The 24331-nt window shown below is 61.1% G+C and carries 18 protein-coding genes; 6 read left to right on the plus strand and 12 right to left on the minus strand.

Features of this window, described 5'->3' with window-relative positions; translation table 11 throughout:
- Position 1: 1 nt before the first annotated feature.
- The 3 genes from KX729_RS12350 to KX729_RS12360 all read right to left on the minus strand — a co-directional run bounded on the left by KX729_RS12350 (position 2) and on the right by KX729_RS12360 (position 4059).
- Positions 2-1303: a carbohydrate ABC transporter permease gene (locus KX729_RS12350; protein ID WP_219742763.1), complete on the minus strand. Its 1302-nt coding sequence runs from the start codon at positions 1301-1303 to the stop codon at positions 2-4.
- A 271-nt stretch (positions 1304-1574) separates the two neighbouring features.
- Positions 1575-2921 carry an extracellular solute-binding protein gene (locus tag KX729_RS12355; RefSeq protein ID WP_219742764.1) on the minus strand — a complete coding sequence of 449 codons (1347 nt, stop codon included), beginning with the start codon at positions 2919-2921 and terminating at the stop codon, positions 1575-1577.
- A gap of 223 nt (positions 2922-3144) precedes the next feature.
- Positions 3145-4059 carry a hydrogen peroxide-inducible genes activator gene (locus KX729_RS12360; RefSeq protein ID WP_219742765.1) on the minus strand — a complete coding sequence of 305 codons (915 nt, stop codon included), beginning with the start codon at positions 4057-4059 and terminating at the stop codon, positions 3145-3147.
- A gap of 181 nt (positions 4060-4240) precedes the next feature.
- On the opposite strand from KX729_RS12360, the gene katG reads away from it, so the two are divergent.
- Positions 4241-6418 (plus strand): catalase/peroxidase HPI, encoded by a 2178-nt coding sequence (gene katG / locus KX729_RS12365; RefSeq protein WP_219742766.1) that lies wholly within the window; start codon positions 4241-4243, stop codon positions 6416-6418.
- A 103-nt stretch (positions 6419-6521) separates the two neighbouring features.
- Here the strand turns inward: katG and KX729_RS12370 are convergent, their stop codons facing one another.
- Together KX729_RS12370 and KX729_RS12375 are read right to left on the minus strand one after the other, a co-directional pair.
- Positions 6522-7409, minus strand: a complete 888-nt coding sequence (locus KX729_RS12370; protein ID WP_219742767.1) for an ABC transporter permease — start codon at positions 7407-7409, stop codon at positions 6522-6524.
- 71 nt (positions 7410-7480) lie between these two features.
- Positions 7481-8479: an ABC transporter substrate-binding protein gene (locus KX729_RS12375; protein WP_219742768.1), complete on the minus strand. Its 999-nt coding sequence runs from the start codon at positions 8477-8479 to the stop codon at positions 7481-7483.
- Between the two features lie 309 nt (positions 8480-8788).
- Between KX729_RS12375 and KX729_RS12380 the strand changes: the two genes are divergently transcribed.
- Together KX729_RS12380 and KX729_RS12385 are read left to right on the plus strand one after the other, a co-directional pair.
- Entirely contained in the window at positions 8789-10192 is a 1404-nt protein-coding gene (locus KX729_RS12380; protein ID WP_219742769.1) for an aminotransferase-like domain-containing protein, read from the plus strand.
- Positions 10193-10329: 137 nt separating this feature from the next.
- Positions 10330-10743, plus strand: coding sequence for a DUF983 domain-containing protein (locus KX729_RS12385; RefSeq protein ID WP_219742770.1), 414 nt, complete (start codon positions 10330-10332; stop codon positions 10741-10743).
- 4 nt (positions 10744-10747) lie between these two features.
- Here the strand turns inward: KX729_RS12385 and fhuB are convergent, their stop codons facing one another.
- From fhuB to KX729_RS12420, 7 genes are all read right to left on the minus strand, one after another.
- The gene (gene fhuB, locus KX729_RS12390) at positions 10748-12694 is read right to left on the minus strand and encodes a Fe(3+)-hydroxamate ABC transporter permease FhuB (RefSeq protein ID WP_246617589.1); all 1947 of its coding nucleotides are present in this window, start codon (positions 12692-12694) and stop codon (positions 10748-10750) included.
- Between the two features lie 28 nt (positions 12695-12722).
- Positions 12723-13601, minus strand: a complete 879-nt coding sequence (locus KX729_RS12395; RefSeq protein ID WP_312990958.1) for an ABC transporter substrate-binding protein — start codon at positions 13599-13601, stop codon at positions 12723-12725.
- Between the two features lie 68 nt (positions 13602-13669).
- Positions 13670-15856: a TonB-dependent siderophore receptor gene (locus tag KX729_RS12400; RefSeq protein WP_246617564.1), complete on the minus strand. Its 2187-nt coding sequence runs from the start codon at positions 15854-15856 to the stop codon at positions 13670-13672.
- A gap of 177 nt (positions 15857-16033) precedes the next feature.
- A complete protein-coding gene (locus KX729_RS12405) occupies positions 16034-16918 on the minus strand; it encodes a helix-turn-helix domain-containing protein (RefSeq protein WP_219742773.1) in 885 nt (294 codons plus the stop codon).
- A 101-nt stretch (positions 16919-17019) separates the two neighbouring features.
- Complete coding sequence (tdh, locus tag KX729_RS12410; protein ID WP_219742774.1) at positions 17020-18048, minus strand: L-threonine 3-dehydrogenase; 1029 nt, start codon at positions 18046-18048, stop codon at positions 17020-17022.
- Between the two features lie 79 nt (positions 18049-18127).
- Positions 18128-19330 (minus strand): glycine C-acetyltransferase, encoded by a 1203-nt coding sequence (locus tag KX729_RS12415; protein ID WP_219742775.1) that lies wholly within the window; start codon positions 19328-19330, stop codon positions 18128-18130.
- Between the two features lie 205 nt (positions 19331-19535).
- The gene (locus KX729_RS12420; RefSeq protein WP_219742776.1) at positions 19536-20948 is read right to left on the minus strand and encodes a DHA2 family efflux MFS transporter permease subunit; all 1413 of its coding nucleotides are present in this window, start codon (positions 20946-20948) and stop codon (positions 19536-19538) included.
- A 334-nt stretch (positions 20949-21282) separates the two neighbouring features.
- On the opposite strand from KX729_RS12420, the gene KX729_RS12425 reads away from it, so the two are divergent.
- The 3 genes from KX729_RS12425 (at position 21283) to KX729_RS12435 (ending at position 24291) form a co-directional block, all read left to right on the plus strand.
- Positions 21283-22971, plus strand: a complete 1689-nt coding sequence (locus KX729_RS12425) for a dihydroxyacetone kinase family protein (RefSeq protein WP_219742777.1) — start codon at positions 21283-21285, stop codon at positions 22969-22971.
- A 206-nt stretch (positions 22972-23177) separates the two neighbouring features.
- Positions 23178-23756, plus strand: coding sequence for a chromate transporter (locus KX729_RS12430; RefSeq protein ID WP_219742778.1), 579 nt, complete (start codon positions 23178-23180; stop codon positions 23754-23756).
- On the plus strand, positions 23749-24291 hold the full coding sequence (locus tag KX729_RS12435) for a chromate transporter (protein ID WP_219742779.1): 543 nt from the start codon (positions 23749-23751) through the stop codon (positions 24289-24291). The genes KX729_RS12430 and KX729_RS12435 overlap by 8 nt, the downstream gene beginning before the upstream one ends.
- Positions 24292-24331: the final 40 nt, after the last annotated feature.

Genomic DNA, 24331 nt, shown 5'->3' on the forward strand with positions numbered 1-24331 from the left:
TTCAATCCTCGATCAGCGGCTTGGAGATCAGCGTGTCGTAACGGAAGACGCGCAGATAGATGAGCGACAGGACGAGCCCGACCACGACGAGGACCAGCGCCATGGCGGCGCCGAGGCCATATTCCAGGTTGCCGGTATAGTTGTTGAGCGCAGTGTGGAATGCGGCGAGCGACCAGACCTCGGTCGACTTCCCCGGCCCGCCTCGGGTCGAGAGGTGGATTTCCTGGAAGGACGCCAGCAGCGACAGCGTCTGGTAGCAGGTCACGAACAGGATCGGCCATCTGAGCTGCGGCAGGATGATATAGCGAATCTGCTGCCAGCGGCTGGCGCCGTCCACTTCGCTCGCATGGAACTGCGTCTGTGGGATCGCCTTGATCGCCGAGGAAAAGACCAGCATGCCCATCGAAGCGCCGATGAAGCCGTTGATCAGGATGACGAAGAACCAGGCGTTATAGGCGCTGTCGAGCAGATAGTTCTTCGGCGGCACGCCGAATTGCGCCAGAAACAGCGAGATGAATCCGTTGTCCCAGGTCATCCATTTCCAGAGCAGGATATAGATGACGACGGGCGTGATGCGCGGCAGAAGCCAGATGGCGCGGAAGACGGACGCTGTGTTCGACGGCATGTAATGCGTGGTGACGGCGAGGAAGAGCGCGTAGGTGACGTTGAACAGCGTCAGTGTCACCGCGACATAGATGCCGGTATTGATGAGAATCTGCAGCATGTCCGGCGAATTGGCGATCGTCGAGAAATTCTCGCTCGTCCAGACCCAGCCGGTATAGGTCGCGTCGGAAACGATCTGCTGCTGTTCCGGCGTCAGCTTGAAGCCGAGCTTGTCGAGGCTCGTCATCAGCGCGTCTCTGCTTTCGAAACGGGTGTTGAGGACCGAACGGTTGAAGATGTCGGAGATCTGCTTGACCTCACGGGTGTTCGGCCGGTCCTTCAGCGCCTTTATATCGCGCTCTGCCTCGCGACGCGACGGATAGACGCCGCCAATATGCTGGGCGCGCAGTTCGGTCGCGAAGCCGGGCTTCAGCTTCAGGGCTTCCAGCTCCTTCAACCCGTCTTCATCGATGACGAAACGCGGTTCGGCAATGCCGTTGGCAAGCTCGGGGAGGGTTGTCTTCAGGCGGTTCACTGCACTCGCCGTCACCTGCCAGGCGCCGCCGGAAATCCCCGTCGCGGTGCTCATATTGGTCATGGCGAAGATGGCGGTCAGCACGACCGGCATCAGGTAGAACAGGAAGATCATGATCGCCGCGGGTGCGATCATCACCATGCCGAGCGTTCGTGAAGTGCGCATGGAAGCCTCGAAGATAGCAGGCGTTGGCATATGCGGCAGCCCCTCACCCCGCCTCCGCTATGCTCGGCGCACCCTCTCCCCGTAAACGGGGCGAGGGGACCGGCGACCGGTGCGGCGACTCTCCTTCTCCCCGTGAGAACGGGGAGAAGGTGCCGGCAGGCGGATGAGGGGCTACGCGCAATTCAACCTTGCGAATGAAGAGCAGGCGGCGGAGCGAAACGCCGCCTGCGTGAGCCGGAGCGGGAGACCCGCTCCGTTGACCATTACCCGATCAGCGGATGACGATCGAAGCGCCGAGCGTCGACTTCAGCTCGGTTTCGGCATCCTTGACGGCGGTATCGGCCGTCTTGGCGCCGGTCCAGGTCGCTTCGAGGTTCTTCCACATGATCGTCCAGTATTTGCCGAAATCAGCGTTGTTCGGCATGGCGTTGGCATGCGGCAGAAGGCGCTCGGTGGCTTCCGATGCCCAACGGTCGGACGAGTAGAGATCGACCTTGGTTTCAGACGGCGAGATGCCGAGATGCGCCGACTTGATGGCGTGCAGCGCGTTGATGCGCGGCTCGGAAGCGATCTTGACGAGATCGGCAGCGATCTGGGTCTCTTCTTCCGTATGGCCTGAAGTCAGGAGGTAGACGAGCGGGTGGGTCAGCGTATTGGCTTTGCCGCCTTCGCCGGCCGGGATCAGCGTGAACTGAACGTTGCCGAAGAAGTCCTTCAGGCCTTCCTGGTTGACGAGGCGGGCATAGTGCCAGGTGCCGCCGTGCCAGATGCCGGCCTTGCCGGTTGCGACTTCCTTCCACCACTGGTCGCCCGGCAGGCCGATGTGGTTCTTCTTGGTGACGCCGGCCTTCACCAGATCGGCGAAATACTGGTAGGTGCGCTGCATGGCGGCCTTGTCGAAGACCAGCTTGCCTTCTTCTTCCATCACGCCGCCGAAGGACGTGTAGAACTGCCAGAAGTCTGGGCCGTTGCTGTTGCGCGGATAGAAGCCGTAACCGGCCTGGACGAGGCCCTTGTCCTGCATCTTCTTGGCGTCTTCGAGAACGTTCTTGAGCGTGTATTCGCCCTTCTCGACCTTGGCCGGCAGCGCTTCGATGTCGGCGTCGGTATAGCCGATCGCCTTCATATAGGGCTTCCAGAAGAACATCGGGCGGGATTCGGCGTCCTGCGGAATGCCGTAGACCGTACCGTTGAAGGAGGAGATCTCCATCAGGTTCGGGTAGATGTCGTTGAGCGGCCAGCTATCCAGATCGAGATAGTTCTCGACCGGAACGATCAGGCCCGACTGTGCCCAGGGGCCGATGTCTTCATGGCCGGTGGCGACGATGTTCGGAGCCTTCTTGGCTTCGGCAGCGAGCGTCAGAGCCTGCTTGAAGTCGTCCCAGCCGTTATACGGCGTCTTCTGGACGATGATGTTGAGCTGTTCGCCACGGATGGCGGCTTCGCGCTCCAGAATGTCGGCAGCGATTTCGATCGCATCGACGCGGTAGTTGTCGTTCGGGCCGGAACCGCCGGACCAGACGGAGATGGTAACATCCTTGGCGGATGCGATGACGGCGGTAGAAGCGAGAAGAACGGTCGCCAGAACGGCGGATTTCAGAATGGGCAGAATAGTCATCTTTGACTCCCCCTTGAGTGAAATTGCTGCCTCCCACGGCATTGGCACTCATGCGTCCCTTGCGTGTCGAGGCGTGTAAATCATCACGGCGGGACTGTTCTTATGGGCGATCTATAACAGGCCGATGACAAAATGTACACGTGTACAAAATTTATTCTGGTGACGAGCTAAGGCCGCGTTTCAGGACGTGCAGATGCTGTGCTGCAAGAGAGCGCCAAGGCGTTTATTCGCTTACTACAGGGCTGCGCACTGCTGCCACTGATTGGCGGATCACGTCTGCGATGAGAGCATATTGCTTTGTCAGTGGCGTGGAGTTGCGCCAGACCAAGCCGATCGTCCTGGAGGGCCGCGGCGCTGTAAACCGGGCGATCGACACAGGCGCCGAGCGCGTCTCCACTGATACGGCCATTTCCGGGATCAGAGTGACACCGATGCCGGCACTCACCATCTGCACGAGAGTGGACAGCGAACTGCCCTCCATCACCTCGCGGGGACGCGCCGCGCCAACATGACAGAAGGATAGGGCCTGATCGCGGAAACAATGGCCTTCCTCAAGCAGAAGCAGTCGCATTTCCCGCAACGCCTCTCGCTCGGGAACCGGCTTGCCATCGTCGTCCGGATGCCGCACCAGGACAAATTCCTCCTCGAACAGTTTGAGTTCGGTGAGAAACGGCTCCGAAACGGGCAGGGCGACGATCGCCATGTCCAACCCGCCCTGGGCCAGGTCATGTACCAGCTTGGAGGTCAGCGTTTCACGCACCTGGATGTCGATGCCGTCGAATGTCCGGGTCAGGTCGCGAATGATGGCCGGCAGCAGATAGGGCGCGATGGTCGGGATGATACCGATGCGCAACGGCGTCAGGAACCTGTCTTGGGCGGCGCGGGCGAGATCGCCGAGTTCGTCGACCGCGCGCAGAATGTCCCGTACCCTTGATGCAAAAAGTTGGCCGAAGGCGGTCAGTTTCACCTCCCGGGCGCTTCGCTCGAAAAGACTGCCGCCAAGCTGCTCTTCCAGTTCCTTGATCTGCATCGAAAGTGCGGGCTGCGAAATCGCACAGGCTTCTGCTGCGCGGCGGAACCGGCCGTCGCGCGCCAGAGCTTCAAAATACCGTAGCTGTTTCAGCGTAAGATTTTTCATAATCTCAGCTTATCGCGGCGATCAGTAAATCCAACTTAAATTTATTGCAGGCTTCAGATAAGAAGGATTCTAAAGGGAGGGCGAGCGTTGGTCGGGAGTCGTTGAAACGGCTCCTGATAGGACGCTGCGGAACAGGCCTTCTTGGGACGGTAGATCATTTAAAGCAATTAAGGAGAACGTCATGGATGCGAAATCAAGCGATAACGCCGGCAAATGTCCGGTAGCACACACGCCCAAGGGCAGAGGTAACCGCGACTGGTGGCCGAACCAGCTCGATGTTCAGATTCTCCATGGGCATTCCGTCCGCTCCGATCCGATGGGCGAAGGCTTCAACTATGCTGAAGAGTTCAAGACGCTTGACCTCGACGCGGTGAAGAAAGACCTGACCGCGCTGATGACCGACAGCCAGGATTGGTGGCCGGCCGATTTCGGTCACTATGGCGGTCTCTTCGTCCGCATGGCATGGCACAGCGCCGGCACCTATCGCGTCACCGACGGCCGTGGCGGTGCAGGCATGGGCCAGCAGCGTTTCGCGCCGCTCAACAGCTGGCCGGACAACGTCAACCTCGACAAGGCCCGTCGCCTTCTCTGGCCGATCAAGCAGAAATACGGCAACAAGATCTCCTGGGCTGACCTGATGATCCTGACCGGCAATGTCGCGCTGGAATCGATGGGCTTCAAGACATTCGGTTTCGCCGGCGGCCGTGCGGACGTCTGGGAGCCGGAAGAGCTCTACTGGGGTCCGGAAGGCACGTGGCTCGGTGACGAGCGTTACAGCGGCGAACGCGAGCTGGCGGAACCGCTCGGCGCCGTCCAGATGGGCCTCATCTACGTCAACCCGGAAGGTCCGAACGGTACGCCGGACCCGCTGGCCTCGGCCCGCGATATCCGCGACACCTTTGCCCGCATGGCAATGAACGACGAAGAAACCGTGGCGTTGATCGCCGGCGGCCACACCTTCGGCAAGACGCATGGCGCAGGTGACGCATCCTTCGTCGGCATCGATCCGGAAGGTGGCGAACTGGAAGCACAGGGACTCGGCTGGTCGAGCAAGTTCAACTCAGGCGTCGGCCGGGATGCGATCGGCAGCGGCCTGGAAGTCACCTGGACGACGACGCCGACCAAATGGAGCAACAACTTCTTCTGGAACCTGTTCGGTTATGAATACGAACTGGAAAAGAGCCCGGCCGGCGCACATCAGTGGGTCGCGGTAGGCGCAGGTGCGACGGTTCCGGATGCGTTCGACCCGGAGAAAAAGCACAAGCCGAAAATGCTGACGTCCGACCTGGCGCTGCGTGTCGATCCGATCTACGAGAAGATCTCGCGCCGCTTCATGGAAAACCCGGACCAGTTCGCCGACGCCTTTGCCCGCGCCTGGTTCAAGCTGACCCACCGCGACATGGGTCCGAAGGCCCGTTACCTCGGTTCGGAAGTGCCGGCCGAAGACCTGATCTGGCAGGATGTCATCCCGGCCGTCGACCACCCGCTGGTCGATGACGCGGATATCGCCAACCTGAAGGAAAAGGTTCTGGCCTCCGGCCTTTCGGTTCAGGAACTGGTCTCCACAGCCTGGGCCTCCGCCTCGTCCTTCCGTGGTTCCGACAAGCGTGGCGGTGCCAACGGCGCCCGTATCCGCCTCAGCCCGCAGAAGGATTGGGAAGCCAACCAGCCGGAACAGCTTGCCAAGGTTCTCGGCGTGCTTGAGGGCATCCAGGCTGGCTTCAATGGTCTCGGTGCCAAGAAGATCTCGCTTGCCGACCTGATCGTGCTCGCCGGCGCTGCCGGTATCGAAAAGGCCGCCAAGGCTGCCGGAACCGATGTCGCTGTGCCGTTCACGCCGGGCCGCATGGATGCCTCGCAGGAACAGACGGACGCGCTTTCCTTCGCTCCGCTCGAGCCGCGTGCTGATGCGTTCCGCAACTATGTGAACAACAAGAAGCACCAGTTCATGAAGGCCGAGGAAGCTCTCGTCGATCGCGCCCAGCTGCTGACCCTGACCGCGCCGCAGATGACGGTTCTGATCGGTGGTCTGCGCGTGCTCAATGCCGGCCAGCCGGAACACGGTGTCTTCACGACCGCGCCGGAAACCCTGACCAACGACTTCTTCGTCAACCTGCTCGACATGGGCACGGTCTGGGCTCCGGTCGAAGGTAAAAAGGGCGTCTACCAGGGCCGCGACCGCAAGACGGGCACGCCCAAGTGGACCGGCACCCGCGTCGACCTGATCTTCGGCTCGCACGCGCAGCTTCGCGCCATTGCCGAAGTCTATGGTCAGTCGGACGCCAAGCACAAGTTCGTGAAGGACTTCGTCGCCGCCTGGAACAAGGTCATGAACGCCGACCGTTTCGATCTCGTCTGATCGATATCGCGGGCAACTGAAATGAAAGCCGGACGGTGTGAGATACACCGTCCGGCTTTTTCGTTGAACTATCGCAGGGAGAAAACCCCGGCGGACTCCGTCATCACCCGTGAACCGCCTCCATGTGCCGTTGCAGGCGGCGGCCATAGGCCTGGCTGATGCGGTCGAAGACGATGGCGATGCCGACGATGGCCATGCCGTTGAATATTCCGAGGGTGAAATACTGGTTGGCGATCGCCTTCAGCACCGGCTGGCCGAGGCCCTGAACGCCGATCATCGAGGCGATGACCACCATGGCCAGCGCCATCATGATCGTCTGGTTGATGCCGGCCATGATCGTCGGCAGCGCCAGCGGCATCTGCACGTCGCGAAGCTTCTGCCAGCTTGAAGAGCCGAAGGCGTCGGCCGCCTCCAGCACTTCCTTGTCCACCAGCCTTATGCCGAGATTGGTAAGGCGGATCATCGGCGGGATGGCGTAGATCACCACCGCGATCAGCCCCGGCACCTTGCCGATGCCGAGCAGCATGACGACCGGAATGAGGTAGACGAAGCTCGGCATGGTCTGCATCACGTCGAGGATCGGATTGACGATGTTCTGCAGCCTTTCCGAACGCGACATGAGGATGCCGATCGGCAGTCCGACGATGATCGAAAGAACCGTGCAGACGAGGATCATCGACATGGTCTTCATCGTGTCTTCCCACATGCCGAAATAGCCGATCAGGAGAAGCGTGACGGCACAGCCGACGACGATCTTCCAGTTGCGGCTGGCAAACCAGGCGATCAGCGCGACGACTGCGATCACGACCGGCCAGGGCGTCTGCACCATGATCCGTTCGGCTTGGATGAGAAAGAATTGCAACGGCGAAAAGAAGGTTTCGATACCGTCGCCGTAGGCGCGGGTAAAGGCGCGGAAACCATCGTCGATCGCCTTTTTCAGGTCTCTCAACGAGTCGTCATTCATGGTAGGAAATCGTGTAAGCCAGTCCATCTGTCGCTCCATCCATGCACGGAAATCCCAACCCTTGTGTCGCACAAGGGTTGGGTCTGCTTTTCAGGAGATCAGAGCGCGGCCTTGATCTTGGTGGCCGCTTCCGGGCTGACCCAAGGCGTCCAGAGATCGGCGTTGTTCTTCAGGAAGTATTTGGCACCATCGTCGCCGGTGGACTGATTGTCGGTCATCCAGGCCATCAGCTTGTTGACGGTGGCATTGCTCCAGGAGCGCTTGTTGAGATAACCCATGACGTCGGCGCCCGCCTTGTCGGCAAACTTCTTGGTCACCAGCGTCTGCACCTTGTCTTTCGGCCAGTCGTTAGGCTTCGGGTCTTTGCAGTCGGCAACGGTGTTGCAACGCTTCCATTCGGCGGCATCCGCCGGCACGCCATGGCCGAGCTTCACCATCTCATACTTGCCGAGAAGCGCGGTCGGCGCCCAGTAATACCCCATCCAACCCTGCTTGCGCTCATAGGCCTTGGCGATCGAACCGTCGAGGCCGGCGGCAGAACCGGTATCGACCAGGGTGAACTTGGCCTTCTCGGCTCCATAGGCCTTGTAGAACTGCGTGGTCGCAACCGTACCGCCCCAGCCCTGCGGGCCGTTGGTGACAGCGCCCTTGCTCTTGTCTTCCGGATCCGGGAAAAGTTCCGGGTGCTTCAGGGCATCCTGAATGGTCTTGATATCGGGATGGGCGTCGGCAACGTATTTCGGGATCCACCAGCCCTGAACCGCGCCATCGGACAGAGCCACCGCGGCACCGACCAGCTTGCCTTCGGAAATGCCACGGCTGACGACTTCCGGCAGAAGATCGACCCAGCCTTCCGGCGCGACATCCGGCTGGCCCTTTTCGACCATGGAGGTGATGGTGGGAACGGTGTCGCCGACGATGACGTTGGCGCTGCAGCCGTAGCCGTTGGTCAGGATGAATTTGTCGAGGCTGGCCAGCACTTCGGCGCTCTGCCAGTTCATGCTCGCGATGGTAACCTCCCCGCACGCCGCGTTGGCGGCAGCGCCGAATCCGAACATCCCGATAGCCAGGACGGTTGAGGCGAGTAGCTTGTTCATTTCCCAGTTCCCTTTTTATCGCCGTTATCGAGCCCAATCTTCGCTCCGGCACAGTTTTGCAGGGTCTCTTGGATGCGCTGTTTCAATTACGGCGCGTATGGGCCATTTTCCGTCATGCTAATGGAGCAACTGCCCCGATGTATAAAAAATGCTCGCGGCTGCATCGGCTTGAGAATGGCACTACCTATGAGCGCGCTTGCGGCCATCAATGCGTGGCGGCCAGTTTCTGGCCTGCGGCAGTTTTGCACGTGACAGGGTTGAAAAGCAACAATATACAGTCAATCCAATTCGTCACGCCGGATAACGCCCATGAAGCCCTGGAAGCCCGATCTCAGCCGCAGCGACGGCCCCCGCTACATGGCGATCGCCGATGTGATCGCGCTCGACCTGAAAAGCGGCGTGCTTGCCGTGGGTGACAGGCTGCCGCCCCAGCGGGAGCTTGCGCGAGAGCTCGACATCGATTTCACCACGGTGGCGCGCGGTTATGTCGAAGCCCGCAAACGCGGACTGGTGGTCAGCCATGTCGGGCGCGGCACATTCGTGATCGGCCGAAACACCGAGAAAACTCCCTCGAGGGAAGCCGGGGCAGGTGTCGATCCACGCCGAAAGCAGGTCGTGGATTTCTCCATGAACATGCCGCCGGAACCGGATGATCCGGAACTTGTGGCGCGCATGCAGGATGGCCTTTCCGCAGTGTCTTCGGACCTCGTTTCGCTATTGCGTTACCAAGGCTTCGGCGGCGCGGCGATGGACAAGGAGGCCGCCGCGGTCTGGCTGTTCCGGCGGGGGCTTTCTCCGTCTCACGATCGGGTTTTCCTCACGCCCGGTGCGCATCCGGCATTGCTGGCAATCTTCGGCATCCTGGCCAAGCCGGGCGAGACGATCCTTTCGGAACGGATTACCTATCCCGGCGCCCGGTCGATCGCAGCGCAATTGCGTTTGAACCTTGTCGGCGTCGAGATGGACGATGAGGGCATCCTTCCCTCGGCCTTGGAGAGTATCTGCAAGGCCGCAAAACCCAAGGCTCTCTACCTCAATCCGACCCTTCAGAACCCTTTGACATTGACGATGCCCGAAGGCCGCCGGCGGCAAATCTGCGAGATTGCCCGTAAATTCGGGCTGCCGATCGTCGAGGATGATGCGTATGGCTTTATTCCGAAGGATGGTCCTCTGCCACTGGCGGCGTCGGCACCCGAGCTGACCTGGTATATCGGCGGGCTTTCGAAAAGTATCGGCGCCGGGTTGCGGCTCGCTTATGTGGTGGCGCCGGATACGAAATCCGCCTGGCCTTTTGCCAGCGCCATGCGCTCCGGCTGCGTCATGGCCTCGCCGCTTTCCTCAGCACTCGCGACCCGCTGGATCGAGGACGGCACGGCTGACGGCATTCTCGATTTCATCCGCAGCGAAGCGGCTGTGCGTCAGTCGATAGTCGCTCAAATCCTGCCTGAGGGCAACTATCGCGGCGATCCGCTGAGCTTCAATATCTGGCTACCGCTGACCAACGGCTGGACCCGGTCCACCTTCGGCAGCCATATGCGTGCCGCGGGGATCGGCGTTGTCCCGAGCGACGCCTTCACGGTGGAGGGTGTTGCACCGGAAGCCGCGCGCATCTGCCTCGGCGGTCCGGTCACGAGATCGCAGCTCAAGGCGGCACTGGAGTTCATGGGCCATGCTTTGGAAGGCCCGCCGGAAATGTCCGGCTCGTTCTTCTAATCCATGAGATTGCATCAATGGCGCATTGCCCGGATTGACTGCGTCATTCTGGCTAATCGACATATTGAATGCATAGCCTTATTTAAATGAATGCATTCAATAATGGCTTTGAATGTGTTTGTTGTGAGGAAGTTGTCATGTATACGGAGTGGCCCCCGCTTTCGCCAACGGAAACCGGCATTCGTGGGCGTTGCCCGCGCTGCGGGCAGGGGCATTTGTTCAAGGGTTTCCTGACCATGCGTCCGAGCTGTGAGGCCTGTGGGCTGGATTACTCGTTTGCCGATCCGGCGGACGGTCCGGCTTTTTTCGTCATCTGCTTTGCCTGTGTGCCGAGCGTTTTCCTGGGTGTCTGGCTGGAAGTGCAGTTTCATGCGGCCTGGTGGGTGCATCTGCTGGTCACCCTGCCGTTCATGTTCCTGACCTGCATACCGCCCTTGCGGCCACTGAAGGGCTGGCTGGTGGCAAGCCAGTATTTCTACAAGGCCGAAGAAGGCAAGCTGGTGCGCAGAGCTGTTGCATCGCCTGCTGCCGACACCAAGCCTGCGTCCTGAGCGGTCAGGCCTTGCGGCCGAGCAGCCAGAGAAGATAGGGCCCGCCGATCAAGGCGGCGAAGAGGCCGACGGGCACCTGATAAGGGTAGATTATCACCCGCGACAGCCAGTCGGCGGCCATCAGTACGCCCGCGCCGATCAGCATCGCGGCGGCGAGTTGGTGCCGGGGTTGCTGGAAACCGATCAGCCGCGCGAGATGCGGGGCGATCAGCCCGGTCAGGCTGAGGGGGCCGACCAGAAACGACGCGATTGCCGTCATCAGGGCCGCGATCGTTGCGAGAAGCAGCCGGGATGCCGCAACGCCGAGCCCGAGGCTTTTCGATACTGTCGCGCCGAGCGGCAATATGCTCAACCAGCGCCCCATCCCGAAAACCGGCGCAGCCAGCACGACGAGCGCGATCATTGCGGTCAAGGCTTCGAAATTGCCGGCCCGGTTGGTCGAGCCGGAAATCCAGGTCAGGAGAACGAAGCTGCGCATATCACCCTGCGCCAGCACCATGCTGATGATCGCCATGGAAAACGCGGTGATGGCGATGCCGGCTAGCAGCAGCCGTTCCGCGACGAGCCCGGCCCGCCCGGAAACGGCGATTACCACCATGAAGGCCGCGAGCGCACCAAGCGCCATGCTGGCGAGCATGACAGGTGGCGACGGAAATCCGAACAGGAAGAGTGCGACCGTTAACCCCGCGCCTCCGCCGGTCGAGACGCCGAGCACTTCAGGGCTGGCGATCGGATTACCGGTGACACGCTGCATGATGAAGCCGGATGCTGCGAGCATCGCGCCTGCACCTCCCGCGGCGAGAATCCGTGGAAGGCGAAATGGCAGAAGATCGAAGAACAGCGGGCCGGTTGCAGCGCTCCAGCCATGGTCAGTCGGACCGATGACAAGTGTTGCAATGAAGGCAAATGCGAACAGGATGGCCAGCAGGATAAGGACTGTAGCCGGCTTTCGGATCTGCCGAAGAATGGCTTCAGAGGCCGCGGTGACCGGTGAGAAACCATGCACACGCGGCAATAGGGCCAGCAAAAGCGGGCCGCCGAGCAGGGCGGTCGCGGCACCGGTCGGTGCGAGGTCGGAAAATCCCGGGCCCAGTATCTGCGTCAGGCAATCTGCAAGGAAGAGCAGAGCGGCACCCGTGAGAGGCGCCGTGAACATGATCTCGCCGGTCGTTCGTGCTCCGCACAATCTTGCCGCCGCTGGCGCAGCGAGGCCGAGAAAGCCGATAATGCCGACGGTTGCGGTAACCGAGGCAGAAAGCCAGACGGCCAGAAGCAGAATGCCAAACCGTGTCGCCTGAAGGGCCACGCCAAGGCTTCGTGCGCTGGAATCGTCCAGTGCGAGCATATTGAGCGGTCGCATCAGCAAAAGAGCCGCGATGGCGCCGATTAGCAGGCGTGGGGAGAGCGAAAGGACGCCGCTCCAATCCTGCTGGCTCAGCGCACCGGCACCCCAGATATGGATCGACATGGCGTATTCGCCGCGGGACAGCACCAGTGTGACGCTGAGTGAGGCCGCGATCAGGCTGACAATCATGCCGGAGATCGCAACGGTGACCGGGTCGAGCCCGCGCCGCCAACTGAGCGCGAGCACGATGGCGACAGCCGCAAAACCGCCTGCGAAGGCCACAACTTCGCGGGATGCGCCCATCAATACCGGCGAGAAGGTCAGCCCGAGCGTCAGCGCCAGTTCTGCACCTGACGCGATGCCGAGGGTCGAAGCATCGGCGATCGGGTTGCGCAGCACCCGCTGCAGCAGCGCGCCGGCAAGACCGAGGGCTGCACCGGCGACGAGCGCAATGACGGCGCGGGGGGCGAGGCTATTCCACAGCAGGATGCGGTCAAGCATCTCGGCCGTTGCCGGATCGGCCGGGATATGCGGCCGCAAGGCGAGCAGAAGGATGAAGGCGATCACACAGGCCGCGCCGAATGCCGCAGCGTAAAATACCGGCATCGATGGCCGGCGTAGATGAATGAATGCGTCAGCCGTTCCGGACACGGGCAAATCCTTCCGCCAGAAAATCGGCAAAGCGGCTTGCGGCCGGCAGCGCGCCATAAGGATTGATCGAGCCGATCGTCAGCACGCGGTTGTCTCGAACCGCTGGCAAAGCCTTCCAGAAAGCGCTCTGCGTTAATGCGTCAAAGGCATCTTGTGGGTGAGGCGGGATAAAAATGATCCAGGCGTCCGGCATGCTCGCCAGGGTCTCGATCCCGACCGGCGCCATGGCTGAATAACTGGTGGCGCCCTGCCAGGCATTTTGCAGCCCGAGCCGTTTCAGCACTTCGCCGAACATGCTGTCCGATCCGAAAACACGGTAATGGCGCGCATCGCCGAGATTGATCGGCAAGACAGGCCGCCCATCACCATTGGCTAGGAATGTCTTGTATCGATCAAGCCGTCCCGAAAGCTCATCGACGAAGCGGCGGGCATGGTCGAGCTGAAGTCGCCTACCCATTGCCAGCATCGCCTGCTCCGCCAGCGGATAAGGGCTTTCACCGGGCTTATAGATCGCATGGCTTTCGACGGGCGCGATAAGCGCCATCAGCGGATCGGCCCAAGCATAGAAATTCGAGTTAAAGATCAGGTCGGGTCGGGCAAATTGCAGCACCTCGAAATTCGGTGTGCCGCGCAGGCCGAGATCTGCTGTACCCGCTGAAACATCCGGCTTTACCGCGACTTGGCGGAACTGCCGAAGCTCGGTCGCAGCCACCACATTGGCGCCGATTGCCATTAGTGTTTCCAAAAATGCCCAATCGAGCGTCGCAACTCTTGGCGGCGTATTTTGGGCGCGCAGGAGGCCCGGCATGGCAAGGCAGGCGGCAGCGCCGGAAAGCATTGTCCTGCGGGTAAATTGCGTCACGTCTAAATATCTCATAACAAAGGAAGGCCCGGCGCGGGCCTTCCTGCTAAATTATCCGATCAGGTAGCCTACCATACCTTGCTGATCTTGAAGGTGATGGTGCGGGCGTCGCCATAACCGCAGGCTCCTTCGCCACGGCAAGCTTCGACATAGGTCTTGTCGAACAGGTTGGTGACGTTGAGCGATGCCGTCCAGTCGTCCTTTTTATATCGAATGGCCGCGTCCACGACGGTGGAGTTTGGTACTTTCTTCGTGTTCGCTTCGTCAGCCCAAGACTCGCCCTTGTAGCGAAGACCGGCGCCGAGGCTCAGGCCGTCAAGCGGGCCATCGGTGACGGTATAGTCCACCCAGGCGGATGCCGAATGCTCCGGCACGACATAGAGCGATTTGCCGACCAGAAGCGGGTTGGGATCGTTCTTGGTGACTTCGGTGTCGGTATAGGCATAGGAGGCGAGAAGCTTCCAGTTGTCGTCGATATTGACCTTGCCTTCCAGTTCGACGCCACGCGATTCCACAGCGCCGAGCTGATCCGTCCATGGCGGGGCGGCGATCGCGACGGTGTTGTTGCGCTTGTTGATGTGGAAGACGGAGGCGGTGAGTGACCCGTTGATGAAGTCCGGCGAGTATTTGATGCCGGCTTCGTATTGTTCGCCTTCCTCTGGCTTCAGTGGCCCCTGAGCGCCGCGGCCGACCAGCGGATTGAAGAATGTCGCCGCGCTGACATACGGCGTCAGCCCATTGTCGAATTCGTAGGCCAGGCCGGCGCGGCCGCTGAAGGCGCCGTCCGAATCCTTGAAGCTGCCGGTCGGGGCGAGCTGGTTATCGAAATCCGTGTGGACGAAGTCATAACGGCCATTGAGCGTCATCAGCCAGCCGTCGCCGAAGCGGATCTGGTCCTGGGCATAGAAGCCCACCTGGTTCATCGTCACCACTTCGTTATAGAGCGGCGACATCGTCGGCTGCGGCTGACCATAGACCGGATTCAATACATCGATGCTGCCATCGACCGGCTGAGGTGGGAAGCCCGCGCCGAATATCGAGTTTTGCACGTTGTCGATGCGATAATATCGGTAGTCGATACCAGCCATAATCTTGTGTGTCGCGCCGCCGAGTTCGAATTCGTTTTCGACGCGATTGTCCCAGGCCAAGGTATCTGCCGTGGTGTCACCTTCGAAGCCGATGCGCTGCAGCGTGGTCGGGCCAGCCCAGAGATACGGGTAGACGAAGTGTTCGTATTTCTCGAGATGACCGTAGCGGAAATTCGACGTCAGCTTCCAGCCGCCTTCGAATTGATGCTCTAGTTCGGCGCCGATCATCGTCTGGTTATAGCGGCCGGTATCGATGTCCGGTTCACCGGGGAAGAAGCGGCGAGAGATCTTGCCGACGCCCGGCCGGTCGATGACCGTGCCTTCATAGGGCAGGAAGCCGTTGCCGGTATGCACCTGATCCAGGCCGGAATAGGAGGCCCAGACGGTGAGCTTGGTGTCTTCGTCGGGCGAGATGGTCAGCTGCGGCATGATGAAGCCACGGAAATCGTTCGTGTAATCTGTATATCCGTCGCCGCCTGCGAGCTTGCCGGTCAGCCGGTAGCGCATCGTGCCGTCTTCATTGACCTTGTCGGAAAGATCGAAGCCGCCGAAGGCGTTGCCTTCCGTGTTGATGCCGGCCTCGGTGTAATAATAGGGCTCGTCGGTCGGCCGCTTGCTGGTCATGTTGACGATACCGCCGGCATTCGCGCCGCCGTACAGAACCGAAGCCGGGCCCTTGAGGACTTCGACACGTTCCAGCATGAACGGATCGACCTGGAAGTTGCCGAAGCCGTAGGCGAACAGGTTGAGGCCATCCAGATAGACGCCGGTCTGGCTCGCGTCAAAGCCGCGAATGTAATACCAGTCGGTGTCAGGATCGGTGCCGAATGGCTGGGTGGAGACGCCGGGCGTATAGCGTAGCGCTTCGTCCACCTTGTTGACGACGCCGCGATCTTCCAGTTCTTCGCGGCCGATCACCGAAACAGCTTGCGGGATTTCCTGGATCGGGGTGTCGGACTTGGAGCCCGTCGTGGACTTCTTCGCAACATAACCCTTCACTGGGCCGGTTGCGATTTCGCCCTGGCCCTGGCCGTCCAGAACGATCGGCCGCAGTGTTGTTGCGGCGTCCTGCGCCTGTGCGGACCATACGGCGCACAAGGCTGCGATCGCCACGCTCCCATTCAAAACCAGCCTTGCCGAAAAGCCCCTGTGCTTGATCATTGTCATGCCCCACTCAAACGATGCCACCGACCGCTCCCCCTGGATGCGGCAGTGCGATAAGATGAGCAATTAACTCAGATTTAACATTGCGGCTTGGCACGATCTGCGACGATTGTACGATTTTGGGCAAAATCCGAATTGCCGGGCAAATCTTTGCAAAAATGCATCACTTGGCCTGTGTACTCAGCCGCGACGGGTCTTGCGCCAGCGGGCAGGCGTCGTGCCGACATGCTTTCTAAACACCCGGGTGAAATGCGCCTGGTCGGAAAAGCCGGTTTCAACGGCCACTTCCGTCAACGGCTGCGAATCGCAGGCCAGCAGGGCCTTGGCTCGCTCCATCCGCTCGTTCATCTGCCAGTCGTGCGGCGCCATGCCGGTCGAGGCTTTGAACGAATGGCTGAAATGCGATTGCGACAGTCCGGCAAGGTCGGCGAGTTCCTGCAGGCGGATATTGCGCATGCAGTTCTCCCGGATGAAGTCCGTCACGCGCCTGACCTGCCATGGCGCCAGCGCCCCGCGCCTGCGCGGTTCGGTCTTCATCAGTTTTAGCACGTCGATAACCAGAGCAAGCGCCAGACCATCCCCATAAAGATCGTGCAGGGGCTCGGGATTGGCGATCTCGGCGGCGATCAATTCGGCAAGGCCCATGATGCGCCGGTCGAAGAACAAGAGCTTCGGATCCTTGAGCTTGTGCGGATCGATCTCTTCCTGAAGCCTGCGGCTCACCGCATCCGCATCGAAATGGACATCGAGGTGCCGGACATACTGGACCTCGGTAATATCGATCCAGAGGTCCATTTCTGCCGGAATATAGGAAATCGGGCTGACGCTGCTGTCCTGCGGCGCCCCGTTCGATTTCGGCGCGAGCTTCACCGACGGCCGGCCGCGGCCGCGCTGGTCGAGCAGGATGAAGAGCCGCGGATCGCGCGCCACATAGTGACCGCCGGCGTAAGCGGCGCATTCGACGTCCCAGAGATCGGCGGTAATGCCGTTCCAGTTGCGACGACGCAGTCCCCCGATGACGGAAAAGCCCTCGATCTTGTTCTGCATTCGCGGCTGAAAGGTCATGCGTGGTCCCGGCGATAAACTTGCTTTATTTTATCAAGTTTATCGCCGGACGGCAATCCTCGGGAAAATACGGATTGCAGCCCTCAAATAAAGACGGGTCTTCAGCTCTTCCAGTCCAGAACGACCTTACCGGAATTGCCGCTGATCATCGCATCGAAGCCGGTATTGTATTCGCTCATCGGCAGTCGGTGGGTGATGACCTTGCGGATGTCTAGGCCGCTCTGCAGCATGGCCAGCATCTTGTGCCAGGTCTCGAACATCTCGCGGCCATAAATGCCCTTGATCGTCAGCATCTTGAAGACGACCTTGGTCCAGTCCACCGGAGCGGGCTTCGACGGAATGCCGAGCATGGCGATCTTGCCGCCCATGACGAGGTTATCGACCATCTGGTTGAAGGCTTGTGGCGCGCCGCTCATTTCCAGACCGATGTCGAAATTCTCCTTCATGCCGAGCTTCGCCTTGACGCTGGCTAGGTCTTCCTTCGACACATCCACCGGCACGACATCGGCGACTTCACCCGCAAGCGCCAGTCGCTTCGGATTGACGTCGGTGATGACCACGTGGCGAGCGCCGACGTGCCGAGCAACGGCGGCGCTCATGATGCCGATCGGGCCGGCACCGGTGATCAGCACATCCTCGCCGACAAGATCGAAGGATAGTGCGGTATGCACGGCATTGCCGAGCGGATCGAGGATCGCGCCGAGCTCGTCGTCGATATCGTCCGGCAGCGGCACGACGTTGAAGGCCGGCAGGCAGAGATATTCGGCGAATGCGCCGGGAATGTTTACGCCGATACCCTTGGTTTCCGGATCGAGATGGTAACGGCCGCCGCGGGCGGCGCGGCTGTTCATGCCGATCACATGGCCTTCGCCGGAAACGCGCTGGCCGATCTTCAGGTTGCGGACATTGGCGCCCGTCTCGACGATCTCGCCGGCATATTCATGACCGACGACCATCGGCACGGGAATGGTCTTCTGCGCCCACTCGTCCCAGGCATAGATATGCACGTCGGTGCCGCAGATGCCGGTCTTGTTGATCTTGATCAGAACCTCGTCGGCGCCGATTTCCGGTACCGGGCGATCTTCCAGGGTGAGGCCCGGCGCGGCGGCTGCCTTCACAAGTGCTCTCATGGTTTTGTCCTTTCAGGACTAAGTTTTGTTTTAACCCATTTCCGAACGCAGAACCGCTTCACACTTTTGCTGGAAATGCTCAGATGATCCCCAGGGCGCGGCCGGCATCCTCGAAGGCGCCGATTGCGAAATCGACGTCGGCTTCGCTGAGGGCTGCCGACATCTGGGTGCGGATACGGGCCTTGCCGACCGGCACGACGGGGAAGAAGAAACCGGCGACATAAACGCCGCGTTCGTCGAGCGCCGCTGCCATATCCTGCGCGCGCCGCGCATCGTGTAGCATGACCGGAATGATCGGCGTCTCGCCGGGCAGAAGCTCGAAGCCGGCGCGGCTGATGCCGGCGCGGAAGCGGGCCGCATGCGCCATCACCTGCCGGCGGCGTTCGTCGGCGGCCTCGGCGATTTCGATCGCCTTGATCGAGCCCGCGGCCACTGCCGGTGCCAGACTGTTGGAGAAGAGATACGGGCGGGCGCGCTGACGTAGCAGGTCGATGATCGCCTGATCGGCGGCAACGAAGCCGCCCATCGAGCCGCCGAGGCTTTTGCCGAGTGTGCCGGTAACGATGTCGATGCGGTTGCCGACGCCGGTCAGGGCCGGGGTGCCGCGGCCTTTTTCGCCGAGATGGCCGGTGGCGTGGCAATCGTCGACCATGATGAGGGCGCCATAACGATCGGCCAACTCGGCGATCGCCGGCAGGTTGGCGATATAACCGTCCATCGAGAAGACGCCGTCGGTGACGATCAGCTTGAAGCGGGCGCCATCCTTGTCGGCTTCCTTCAGCCGGTCTTCCAGCTCATTCATATCGCTGTTGGCAAAGCGGTAGCGCTTGGCCTTGGACAGCCGCACGCCGTCGATGATCGAGGCGTGGTTGAGACTGTCGGAAATGATCGCATCCTCGGCACCGAGCAGCGGCTCGAAAACGCCGCCATTGGCATCGAAACAGGCGGCAAACAGGATCGCGTCATCCTTGCCGAGATAGTTGGCAATGGTCTTTTCGAGATCGCGATGCAGCGTCTGGGTGCCGCAGATGAAGCGCACCGAAGCCATGCCGAAGCCGAACTCGTCCATCGCCTGCTTGGCGGCTGCGATGATGTCCGGATGGTCGGCGAGGCCGAGATAGTTGTTGGCGCAGAGGTTGATCACCTGGCGCGTGCCGGAGCCGGAGACGATCTGCACCTTGCCGCCCTGCGGGCTCGCGATCAGCCGTTCCTTCTTGTAAAGGCCGTCGGCTTCGATCTGCGTCAGTGTTGCGGCAATATGCTGGCGAAAACTCGTGTTCATCGGTCCATCTCATTTCCTGCATGATGGAAAATCCACTATATCGGAAAATTGTCAAGCGGAATTCCAGCAAGCTGATCGCGTGTTTCAAAGCAGCCAATATCCTTTCCGCGCAGCAAATTGATGGCGAGCTTTTCGATTTGGAGGGAAAATTGATCGTCTATCCGCGCGAAATCCCCTCAGGTTTCCAGAAACCTGGATCGCATGGTTATTCCTCGGTATCGGCCTGAGCTTCTTGTACCTCGATCTTCTTCTGCCTGCCGGCCAACAGGTCTCCCGCGGTTTGGGGTAGCAGGAAGAAGGAGACGCAGGAGGAAGCCGAGATGATCGCGACGATGATGAAGGATACCGAGAAGGCGAAATTGGTGAGGATGTCCGAGCTGCCGGAATAGTATTGGAGCAGCACGGCGGAGATCGCGACGCCGACGCTCTGGGCGATGCGCTGCGACATCTGCGAAAGTGAGGTGGCATGGCTCATTTCGTCATCTTCGACTTCGGCGAAGGACAGCGTGCTGAGTGCGGTGAATTGCAGGGCGCGGAACACGCCGCCCAGCATGATGACGATGACCATGATTGCGGGAGCGGTATGTTCTGTAAAGGTGGCGCAGAGGGCCATCGAGGCGCTGGCGATCAGCGCGTTCCACAGAAGCACCTTCCGAAACCCGAGGTGGCGCAGAATACGTTTCGTCATGGTTCGCATGCCGAAGGCGCCGATTGTTGAGACGAAGGTGATCGCGCCTGATTGCAGCGGTGTATAGCCGAACACTTCCTGCATCAGCAGCGGCAGCATGAAAGGCAGTGCGCCGAAACTGATGCGGAAAAGCGAGCCGCCTGTCAGGCTGGAGCGGAAGGTGGGATGCCGAAAGAGTCTCAGATCGAGGATCGGTGTCGGAGATCTGCGGGCATGCATGACGTAAAGCATGAGTGCCGCCAGTCCGCCGAGCGACAGGATCAGCGCATGGGCGTTGAGATCGCGGGCGAAGGAATCCAGCCCGAAGATCAATGCACCGATGCCGGCTCCCGACAGAGTGAAGCCCACAAAGTCGAACGAGGTTCGGCCGACGACAGGCACCTTCTCGATATACATCATCGTCAGCACGATGGCGCCGATCCCGACCGGCAGGTTGATCCAGAATATCCAGCGCCATGAGCTGATGCCGGTGATGAAACCGCCGAAAAGCGGGCCGATCGCCGGCCCGACAACGGCCGGCATGCTCATCAGCACCATGGCCGAGATCAGGTCTTCGCGCGGTACGGAGCGCACGAGGATGAGGCGTGCTGTCGGCAGCATGAGGGCGCCGCCAAACCCCTGCAGCGCCCGGGCCGCGATCAGCATGCCGAGACCCGTGGAGGCCGCGCAAAGCAGCGAGGCGAAAGTGAAAAGCCCGACTGCGAAGCAGAAGACGCGACGGGCGCCAAAACGATCGGCCAGCCAGCCGCTGATCGGCAGGAACACGCCGATCGACAGCAGATAGATGGTGATTGCGGAATGTAGCACGACTGCCGGTTCACCGAGCGCCTCGGCGATGGAAGGCAGTGCGGTCGCGATCGCCGTCGAGTCGATCTGCTGCATGATGAGGGCCGATGCGACGATCAGCGGCACGGTCTTGCGCGTATCCAATTTATCGTTCTCTTTTTAGTTCTTCATTCCGGCCGCTGCAGGGGCTCGGTCCGTGCCTTGCATGCTTGGCGGCAGACCTTGCTATAACTACTGCACCGGCCCGATCAAGTTTTGTATGATGAAAATATTGTATGACATAATTGGACCCGATGAGTGGGCGAATATCGTGGCGTGACATCGAGCCATCATCCGTGCCACTTCCACGTGGCAATCGTCGCCGTCCTGATGTTATGGATTGGAGGGAGGATGATCGAGAGGCGCAGCAATCGCCTTTTGTCCTTCGATGGTGCAAGTTGACCACGGCGATGAACTTCAGGCCTGAAGGAATAACCCCATGAAAAAGCTGATCAACAACCCGCGCAATGTCGTTCGTGAAATGCTGGAGGGGTTGGTCGATCTCAACCCGGCACAAGTCCTTCTCTCCAGCGAGGACGTGGTCGCCCAGGCGGGGTTGCCTGGTATTTCCGAGCGTCCCGTGGCGGTGCTTTCGGGCGGTGGCGCTGGCCATGAACCGGCGCATGCCGGTTATGTCGGGCACGGCATGTTGACGGCAGCGATTTCGGGCGATGTCTTTACGTCGCCGAGCGTCGATGCGGTGCTGGCGGCAATCGTTGCAGTTGCGGGGCCGAAGGGCGCGGTGTTGATCGTCAAGAACTATACCGGCGACCGACTGAATTTCGGTCTCGCCGCAGAGCTCGCGACCGCACAGGGAATTCCGACCGAGGTGGTGGTGGTTGCCGATGATGCCGCCTTGAAAGATATCGTCGAGCCTGCGCGGCGGCGCGGCATTGCAGGTACGATCCTGGTGCACAAGATTGCCGGTGCCGCCGCCGCGGCCGGCTGCAGTCTGGCAGAGGTTGTCGCCGAGGCCCGTGCGGCCGCCGCTTCGGTCGTCACCATGGGCGTGGCGCTCGGCTCATGCATTGTACCGGCCGCAGGCAAGCCGGGCTTTTCGCTTGGCGAGGATGAAATGGAACTCGGCCTCGGCATTCACGGCGAGCAGGGGGTGCGCCGGGTGCCGCTGGAGCCGGCCGATGCGATCGTCGATTCCATTCTGGAAACGCTTATTACCGATAGTGGCCTGACGTCGGGAAGCCGGGTGGCGCTTCTGGTCAACGGCCTTGGCGGCACGCCGCCGATGGAGCTGGCGATCGTCGCGCGACATGCATTCCAGCGGCTGCGCGATCACGGCATCGTCGTCGAGCGGGCCTGGAGCGGCAATTTCATGACGGCGTTGGAAATGCCGGGCATGTCGCTGTCGCTGCTTTCCGTCGACGACAAACGCCTCCAACGGCTGGATGCCGAGGCGAAAGCGCCGGCCTGGCCGGGCGGTGGCAGGATCGCTCCGCGAAAGATATTGGAGACTTCCATCGTTGCCGAGCCTGCCGCACCAAGCGCGGTTGACGGCCCGCTGGCTGCAGCGCTGAAATCCGTCGCGCTCGGGGTCGCTTCGGCGCTTGAACGGCAGGAGCCGATGCTGACGGAACTCGACAGCCGGACCGGAGACGGCGACCTCGGCATCAGCATGGCGCGCGGTGCTGCCGCCATCCGCGGCCTGCCGGAAGAGAGCTGGGCAAACCCGGCAATCGCCTTCACCGCCATGGGCAATGCGCTGCGACGGGCGATCGCCGGCAGTTCCGGTCCGTTCTATGCCGTGGCGCTGCTGCGGGCGGCGCGCGAACTCGACGTTTCGTCTCCCGAAAATGCCGCCTGGGCGCGTGCGTTTTCAAGAGCGGTGGCTTCCGTCTCTGAACTGGGTGGCGCAAAGCCGGGAGACCGCACGATGCTGGACGCGCTGCAGCCCGCGGCGGACGCGTTCGCCAGTGCAATCGAGGCTGGGCAGCCGTTGAAGACGTCATGGGCGGCGGCGGTTAAGGCCGCGGAGGAAGGTGCTGAAGCTACTGCCGCGATGAGGCCACGTCTCGGCCGGGCGGCCTATCTCGGTGATCGGGCGATCGGCTTCCAGGATGCCGGCGCGGGTGCCGTTGTCGTATGGATGAAGGCCATGCTCGAAAGCCCCTGAGGCAAGCTATCCGCCGGCAGCTGGAAGCGGGGAGACTTCGGCTTCCGGCGCTGGCCGGAGAGGCACGTGGGAAGGTCGCAGCAGCTCCCGGCGTTCACGGCTGTGTGCATGCTAACTCTTTAAGCCTGAAAACTATTCCCGGACTCACGTTGCTACGCTATCGCTAAGATACGGCCGGAATCGGTCGGCCTGTGGAAAGAACAATCATGAATGTGCAGTCTGAAGGCCGGCGGGAGCAGGCGGGCGTATCCATGCCTCTGCTTTCGCTGTTCTGGGTGTTCTGCCGTATCGGCGCCTTCAGTTTCGGCGGCGGCCTGTCCGGTTGGGTCTATCGTGAGGTCGTGCTGATGCGGCCGTGGATGACTGAGGAGGAATTCCTTTCGGCGCTTGCCGTGAGCCAGATTTTGCCGGGCGCCAATATCACCAACCTCGCCGTCTGCGTCGGCCTGAAGCGCGGTTTCATCGGCGCCAGCGTTGCGGTCTGCGGCCTTCTGATGGTGCCCTTCTTTGCGGTGATCAGTCTTTTCTCTCTTTACAATCAGGTGGCAGGGCTCGGCTGGCTGACCTCGGCGCTCGACGGCGTGACTGCGGCGGCCATCGGCCTGCTGCTGATGACGGTGTGGAAGGGAGGCCGTTCCGCCGTGCGCAACATTTCTTCCGGGCTCGCCCTTCTCGCTACTTTCGTGATGATCGGTATCTTGCATTGGCCGCTTGTGCCGGTGGTCTTCGGTGTCGGCATTCTTTCCGTTGCAGCGGCATGGCCGAGGAAAAGCAAAGATGCGTGAAGGCATTCTCTGGCCACTCGTCCTGACCCTTGTCGGATTTTCGCTGTCGTCTTTCGGCGGCGGGCCGAGCATTTTCGCACCGCTGCAGCATCAGGCCGTCGAGGTGCAGAACTGGGTCGACAGCCGCGAATTTGTGGAAATGTTCGCGATTTCGCGCGCTGCCCCCGGTCCGGGCTCGATGCTGGTCACTCTGATCGGCTGGAGGCTGGACGGCTGGGTGGGCGCACTCATCGCGACGTTGGCGCTTTTCGTGCCGTCTTCCATCCTCTGCTACGGCGTGGCCCGGGTCTGGAACCGCTATCGCGGCCATGCGTGGCATGCGGCGCTGGAAAACGGGCTGGCGCCGGTGGGTGTCGGTCTGATCATGGCCGGCATCCTTGCAATCGGCCAGATCGCCGGCAATGGCGTGCTGATGTGGATCATCGCCGTAGCGTCCGCGGGCATCCTGCTCTATCGGCCGAAATTCAGCCCGGTCCTGCTTCTCTGTGCCGGCGCCGTGGTTTTCATGATTGCCGGCCCGGGTTTTCACGCCTGAGAGCTTAAGGCAAAAAAAAGAGCCCCGCTTTTGCGAACGG

Source organism: Neorhizobium populisoli (genome assembly GCF_019430945.1).
Lineage (GTDB): Bacteria > Pseudomonadota > Alphaproteobacteria > Rhizobiales > Rhizobiaceae > Neorhizobium > Neorhizobium populisoli.

Excerpts from the sequence above, each read along its gene's own strand:
- KX729_RS12350 (WP_219742763.1), bottom strand. The coding sequence starts at position 1,303 with ATGCGCACTTCACGAACGCTCGGCATGGTGATGATCGCACCCGCGGCG.
- KX729_RS12355 (WP_219742764.1), bottom strand. The coding sequence starts at position 2,921 with ATGACTATTCTGCCCATTCTGAAATCCGCCGTTCTGGCGACCGTTCTT.
- KX729_RS12360 (WP_219742765.1), bottom strand. The coding sequence starts at position 4,059 with ATGAAAAATCTTACGCTGAAACAGCTACGGTATTTTGAAGCTCTGGCG.
- katG (WP_219742766.1), top strand. The coding sequence starts at position 4,241 with ATGGATGCGAAATCAAGCGATAACGCCGGCAAATGTCCGGTAGCACAC.
- KX729_RS12370 (WP_219742767.1), bottom strand. The coding sequence starts at position 7,409 with ATGGACTGGCTTACACGATTTCCTACCATGAATGACGACTCGTTGAGA.
- KX729_RS12375 (WP_219742768.1), bottom strand. The coding sequence starts at position 8,479 with ATGAACAAGCTACTCGCCTCAACCGTCCTGGCTATCGGGATGTTCGGA.
- KX729_RS12380 (WP_219742769.1), top strand. The coding sequence starts at position 8,789 with ATGAAGCCCTGGAAGCCCGATCTCAGCCGCAGCGACGGCCCCCGCTAC.
- KX729_RS12385 (WP_219742770.1), top strand. The coding sequence starts at position 10,330 with ATGTATACGGAGTGGCCCCCGCTTTCGCCAACGGAAACCGGCATTCGT.
- fhuB (WP_246617589.1), bottom strand. The coding sequence starts at position 12,694 with ATGCCGGTATTTTACGCTGCGGCATTCGGCGCGGCCTGTGTGATCGCC.
- KX729_RS12400 (WP_246617564.1), bottom strand. The coding sequence starts at position 15,856 with ATGACAATGATCAAGCACAGGGGCTTTTCGGCAAGGCTGGTTTTGAAT.
- KX729_RS12405 (WP_219742773.1), bottom strand. The coding sequence starts at position 16,918 with ATGACCTTTCAGCCGCGAATGCAGAACAAGATCGAGGGCTTTTCCGTC.
- tdh (WP_219742774.1), bottom strand. The coding sequence starts at position 18,048 with ATGAGAGCACTTGTGAAGGCAGCCGCCGCGCCGGGCCTCACCCTGGAA.
- KX729_RS12415 (WP_219742775.1), bottom strand. The coding sequence starts at position 19,330 with ATGAACACGAGTTTTCGCCAGCATATTGCCGCAACACTGACGCAGATC.
- KX729_RS12425 (WP_219742777.1), top strand. The coding sequence starts at position 21,283 with ATGAAAAAGCTGATCAACAACCCGCGCAATGTCGTTCGTGAAATGCTG.
- KX729_RS12430 (WP_219742778.1), top strand. The coding sequence starts at position 23,178 with ATGAATGTGCAGTCTGAAGGCCGGCGGGAGCAGGCGGGCGTATCCATG.
- KX729_RS12435 (WP_219742779.1), top strand. The coding sequence starts at position 23,749 with ATGCGTGAAGGCATTCTCTGGCCACTCGTCCTGACCCTTGTCGGATTT.